General features: G+C 74.5%; 6 protein-coding genes. 3 read left to right on the forward strand and 3 right to left on the reverse strand.

Going from position 1 to position 5087, the window contains the following annotated elements:
- Positions 1–36 precede the first annotated feature (36 nt).
- From E1298_RS43890 to efeU, 3 genes are all read left to right on the forward strand, one after another.
- Positions 37–603 carry a DUF3000 domain-containing protein gene (locus tag E1298_RS43890; RefSeq protein ID WP_131903301.1) on the forward strand — a complete coding sequence of 189 codons (567 nt, stop codon included), beginning with the start codon at positions 37–39 and terminating at the stop codon, positions 601–603.
- A gap of 388 nt (positions 604–991) precedes the next feature.
- A complete protein-coding gene (locus E1298_RS43895; protein ID WP_243726214.1) occupies positions 992–2191 on the forward strand; it encodes a ribonuclease D in 1200 nt (399 codons plus the stop codon).
- Positions 2192–2304: 113 nt separating this feature from the next.
- On the forward strand, positions 2305–3168 hold the full coding sequence (efeU, locus tag E1298_RS43900; protein ID WP_243726213.1) for an iron uptake transporter permease EfeU: 864 nt from the start codon (positions 2305–2307) through the stop codon (positions 3166–3168).
- On the opposite strand, the gene E1298_RS43905 is transcribed toward efeU, so the two are convergent.
- The 3 genes from E1298_RS43905 to E1298_RS43915 form a co-directional block, all read right to left on the reverse strand.
- Positions 3165–3527 (reverse strand): hypothetical protein, encoded by a 363-nt coding sequence (locus E1298_RS43905; protein ID WP_131903302.1) that lies wholly within the window; start codon positions 3525–3527, stop codon positions 3165–3167. The genes efeU and E1298_RS43905 overlap by 4 nt on opposite strands.
- Positions 3528–3601: 74 nt before the next feature.
- A complete protein-coding gene (locus E1298_RS43910) occupies positions 3602–4795 on the reverse strand; it encodes an ABC transporter permease (RefSeq protein ID WP_131903303.1) in 1194 nt (397 codons plus the stop codon).
- Positions 4792–5087 (reverse strand): ATP-binding cassette domain-containing protein (locus tag E1298_RS43915; protein ID WP_131903304.1); only part of this gene is annotated, 296 nt, incomplete at its 5' end. The genes E1298_RS43910 and E1298_RS43915, both read right to left, overlap by 4 nt.

A 5087-nucleotide genomic window follows, 5' to 3' on the forward strand; every position in this document is an offset into this window, starting at 1 on the left:
TCCGAGTCCCACCCCCGCCCCCAGGCCGGTACACCCATGAATCCACCTGCCTTCCAGCGGGCGCTCGACACCCTGCGCGAGATCCTCGAAGGTCCCGGCATCCGCCCGGAGCTCGACCTGGAGGACATGCCCGCGCCGCGGAACCTCGCCCCCTACGCCGCCGCGATGTCCGGCACCGTCTACCGCGACGACGACACTGAGGCCGCCATGGGCCGGCTGATCGTCCTGTACGACCCCGACGGACGGGGCGGCTGGACGAACGGCTTCCGCGTGGTCGCCTACATCCGCGCCGATCTGGAGCCCGACATCGCCGCCGACGAGCTGATCGGCTCGGTGGCGTGGAGCTGGCTGCTGGAGGCGCTGGAGCCCGCCGGATACGCGGGCGTGTCCGGAACCATCACCCGCGCGGTCTCCGAGAGCTTCGGCGACAAGAGCGACGAGCCGTCCGCCACCGAACTGGAGCTGCGCGCCTCGTGGTCCCCGACCGGCGACGACCTCGCCGCGCACGTGACCGCCTGGTGCGAGGTGATGTGCACGACCGCGGGCCTGCCGCCCACCGGCGTCGCCGCGTTGCCCGACCGCCCCGGCGGTACGGGCGGCTGAGCGACGTACGGTAGGGGGCGTGGGAAGCACAGCGTCCGAAACCGAGGCGGCGGGGGAGAACACGGAAACCGTGGGAGTGTCCGAAACGTGCGCCACCGGCCCCGAGCGGGGCGCAGGTGCGGAGAACGCGGCCGGGACCGTGCCAGAAGAGGCCGGGCCCGCGCCGAAGCAGGCCCTGCCCGCCTCCGAGCAGGCGGGTTCGACGAAGGAACAGGCGCAGAAGTCCGGCCCCCCGGCCGGCACCGCGCCCGGTACCGCGCCCGGCCCCCCGGTCGGCCTGGAGCCCGGCCTGGGGCCCGGCAGCGCCGCGCCGCCGAGCACGGTCGACGGCGACGGCCGGGCGGGCGGCGGCGAGCCGGACGAGGACGCCGGTCCCCCGGCCGTCCCGCTGCTGGAACCGCGCGAGGGCGTCCCGGACGTCGTCATCGACGCCGCCGGTCTGGAACGTGTCATCGCCGCGTTCGCCGCGGGCAGCGGCCCGGTCGCGGTCGACGCCGAGCGGGCGTCGGGCTACCGGTACGGGCAGCGCGCGTACCTGGTCCAGCTGCGCCGCGCCGGCTCGGGCACCGCGCTGATCGACCCGACGGCCTGCCCCGACCTGTCCGGGCTGGACGCCGCGCTCGCGGGCGCCGAGATGGTGCTGCACGCCGCCAACCAGGACCTGCCCTGCCTGGCCGAGCTCGGCCTCGTCCCCCGGCGGCTGTTCGACACCGAGCTGGCCGGGCGGCTGCTCGGCTACCCGCGCGTCGGCCTCGGCTCGATGGTCGAGAACGTGCTGGGCTTCCTGCTGGAGAAGGGGCACTCCGCGGCCGACTGGTCCACCCGTCCCCTCCCCGAGGACTGGCTGCGCTACGCCGCGCTCGACGTCGAACTGCTCGTCGAGCTGCGCGACGCCCTGTACGAGGAGCTGGAGGCCGCCGGCAAGCTGGAGTGGGCGCTGGAGGAGTTCGCGGCGATCCTGACCATGCCGCCGAAGCCGCCGCGCGCCGACCCGTGGCGCCGCACGTCCGGCATCCACCGCGTCCGCAACCGGCGCGCCCTCGCGACCGTCCGCGAGGTGTGGGAGGCCCGCGACAAGATCGCCCAGGAGCGCGACCTGTCCCCCGGGCGGGTGCTGCAGGACGCCGCGATCGTCGAGCTGGCCCTGAAGGCACCGAAGACCCCCACCGAGCTCCAGGCGCTGCCCACGATGCGGGGCCGGGGGGCGCGGCGCCACCAGTCGGCGTGGCTGCGCGCGGTGACGCGGGCCAAGGCCGTGCCCGACCGGGAGCTGCCCGAGGCGAACCTGCCCGGCGACGGCCCGCCCCCCGCGCACCGCTGGGCCGACCGCGACCCGGAGGCCGCCAAGCGGCTCACCGCCGCCCGCGCCGTCGTCGCGGCGCTGGCGGACGAGCACACGATGCCGTCGGAGAACCTCATGCAGCCCGACTTCGTCCGCCGGCTGGCCTGGACGCCGCCGGACGAGCCGTCCGCCTCCGCGATCGGCGCGGCGCTGCTCGGGCTCGGCGCGCGCCCCTGGCAGGTCGGGCTGACGGCGCAGCCCCTGGCGAAGGCGTTCCTGCGGCTGGAGTGCAAGGGCGACCTCTGACCCGCTGACCTCCCGCCGCTTTGGAACGCGCCCTTGCGGAGGCCGGCATCCCGGCACAGACTTGTTTAGGTTAGCTTTGCCTAAACTGTCTGTTTTGTCGGAGGAGCGTCGGGATGCTGCTGGGCAACTTCCTCATCGGTCTGCGCGAGGGGCTGGAGGCCGCCCTGGTCGTGAGCATCCTCATCGCCTACCTGGTGAAGACCGGCAACCGCCGGGCCCTCGTCCCCGTGTGGACGGGCATCGCGATCGCCATCGTGCTCAGCGTCGGCTTCGGCATCGCGCTGAGCGCCGCGTCCTCGGAGATGCAGTTCAAGACGCAGGAGCTGTTCGGCGGCATCCTGTCGATCGTCGCGGTCGGCCTGGTCACCTGGATGGTCTTCTGGATGCGCAAGACCGCCCGGTTCATGAAGGCCGAACTGGAGGGCAGGCTGGAGGGCGCCCTCGACCTCGGCCCGATCGCCCTGGCCACCGTCGCCTTCCTCGCGGTCGGCCGCGAGGGCCTGGAGACCGCGCTGTTCCTGTGGACGAACATCAGCAACTCCTCCGAGGGCTCCGCGCAGCCGATCACCGGCGCGCTCCTGGGGCTGGCCGTCGCGGTCATGCTCGGCTACCTGCTCTACCGGGGCGGCCTCAAGATCAACCTCAAGCGCTTCTTCACCTGGACGGGCGCCGCCCTCATCGTCGTCGCGGCGGGCGTGTTCGGCTACGGCTTCCACGACCTCCAGGAGGCCGAGGTCTTCCCCGGCCTCCGCGCCGTCGCGCTGGAGCCCCACAGGTTCTTCGCCGAGTTCGGCACGTCGGGCGACTGGATGCAGACCGTCTTCCAGGGCGTCCTGAACGTCACCCCGCAGATCACCTGGCTGCAACTGATCATGTGGGCGGCCTACCTGGTCCCGGTGATGGCCCTGTTCCTGCGCCCCGCCACCCCGTCCAAGCCGGCCTCCACCAAGACCCCCGAACCCGCCCCCACGTCCTAAAGGTCGGGAAGCGGGTCCCGGGGGAGGCTGTCGCGGGCGAAGATCTCGGTGTCGGCCGCGTTGACGACCGGGACGTACTCGTCGTCCACCTCGAACACCGCCCCCGCGAACTCGAACGACGCGCCGGAGCCGGTCTCCACCGGCCCGATCCGGGTGCTCCGGGGATAGCTGCCCCAGACGCTCTTGGGCGTGCTGCGGCTCAGCGACCCGGTGGAGATCACGGCGACCTGGTCGTCGGTGACGACGAAGATGAACCCGGACCCGCCGCCGTAGGCCATCGCGGGGAAGATGTAGCGGATCTCTCCGTCGATCCCGAGGAACTCGCGGCAGCGCTCGCGGAGCGGGCGTGGCACCGGCATGACGTGACGACACCTCCCCCAGGTGGGACGTCCCCGGGGGGACATCGTGGCGTTCCCAATCATGCACCGGTTCGTCAGACCGTGGCCAGAGCCATGGTGGGCGACAGCCGCGCCGCGCGCATCGCCGGGTACAGCCCGGCGGCCGTCCCGATCGCCAGCGTCGCGGCGAGCGCGCCGCCGAGCGCCCACGCCGGAACCACCGGCGGCCAGCCCTTCGCGACCGCGAACCCGATGGTCACCGCCGTGCCGAGCACCGCGCCGGCCGCGCCGCCGAACGCCGACAGCAGCAGCGACTCGGCCAGGAACTGCACCCGGACCTGCCCGCGCGTCGCGCCCAGGGACCGGCGCAGGCCGATCTCGCGGCGCCGCTCCAGCACCGAGATCACCATCGTGTTGGCCACCCCGACGCCGCCGACCAGCAGCGCGACCGCGCCGAGGCCGAGCAGCAGGCCCGTGAACGCCCCGTCCGCCGCGGCCTTGGCCTCCAGCGCGTCCGACGGCCGGCTCACCTCCACCTCCTCGGGGTTCTCCGGATCGACCGTCCGGGCGAGGACGGCCCGGACGTCGCCGACCGAGGCGTCCGCCGACCGCTCGTATAGCGTCGTCGGGTGCCCGTCGAAGCCGAGATGGCGCTCCGCCGCGTCCCAGCCGACCAGCGCCGACCGGTCGATCTCCGGCGCCAGCTCCGCCGACCGCAGGACGCCGAGGACGGTGAACCAGCGGCCCCCGATCCACACCTGCCCGCCCGTCCGGTCCAGGCCGAGCCGCCGCGCCGCCTCCGAGCCGAGCACCACGCCCGGGTAGCGCCCGGTGCCCGCGTTCAGCCACGCGCCGCGCGCCATCCCGACGTCCAGCGTGCGCAGCAGGTCGGTCGAGGCGGCCTGCACCGCGATGCCCTGCGTGACCTCCTGGGGGATGCGGTCGGTGCGGCGCGCGGTCGCGTCCACCGCCCCCGTCGCGCCGACCGCCGTGACCGGCCCGATCCTCCGCACCATCTCCGGCGCCGTCTCCGGCAGCTCCGCCTTGTCGCCGAACAGCGTGCTGCCGGGCTTGGCCGTCAGCAGGTTCGTGCCCAGCCGGTCGAGCCGCCGCAGCAGGTCCTCCTTGCTGGACGAGGAGATCCCGATGACCGCGACCATCGTCGCGATCCCGATCGCGATGCCCAGCGCGGACAGCACCGCCCGCGCCGGACGGGCGCGCAGCCCCCCGACCCCGACCCGCAGCACGTCCCGCGCGCCGAGCCGCGCCGGTGCCGGCGCGGCGCTCATCGCCCGGCCGCCCGCGCGCGCTCGTCCGCCACGATCAGCCCGTCCCGCATCCGGACGCGGCGCGGGACGCCCGCCGCCACCTCCAGGTCGTGCGTGATGATCGCGACCGTCGTGCCGGCGCGGTTCAGCTCGTCCAGCAGCGCCAGCACCTCGGCGCCCGACGCGGAGTCGAGGTTGCCGGTCGGCTCGTCCGCCAGCAGCAGGTCCGGCCCGCCGGCCACCGCCCGCGCCACCGCGACCCGCTGCTGCTCGCCGCCCGACAGCTGATGCGGCCGGTGCCCCGCCCGCGGCC

This window comes from Actinomadura rubrisoli (assembly GCF_004349215.1).
In the GTDB taxonomy this organism is placed as follows: domain Bacteria; phylum Actinomycetota; class Actinomycetes; order Streptosporangiales; family Streptosporangiaceae; genus Spirillospora; species Spirillospora rubrisoli.

Excerpts from the sequence above, each read along its gene's own strand:
- E1298_RS43890 (WP_131903301.1), top strand. The coding sequence starts at position 37 with ATGAATCCACCTGCCTTCCAGCGGGCGCTCGACACCCTGCGCGAGATC.
- efeU (WP_243726213.1), top strand. The coding sequence starts at position 2,305 with ATGCTGCTGGGCAACTTCCTCATCGGTCTGCGCGAGGGGCTGGAGGCC.
- E1298_RS43905 (WP_131903302.1), bottom strand. The coding sequence starts at position 3,527 with ATGCCGGTGCCACGCCCGCTCCGCGAGCGCTGCCGCGAGTTCCTCGGG.
- E1298_RS43910 (WP_131903303.1), bottom strand. The coding sequence starts at position 4,795 with ATGAGCGCCGCGCCGGCACCGGCGCGGCTCGGCGCGCGGGACGTGCTG.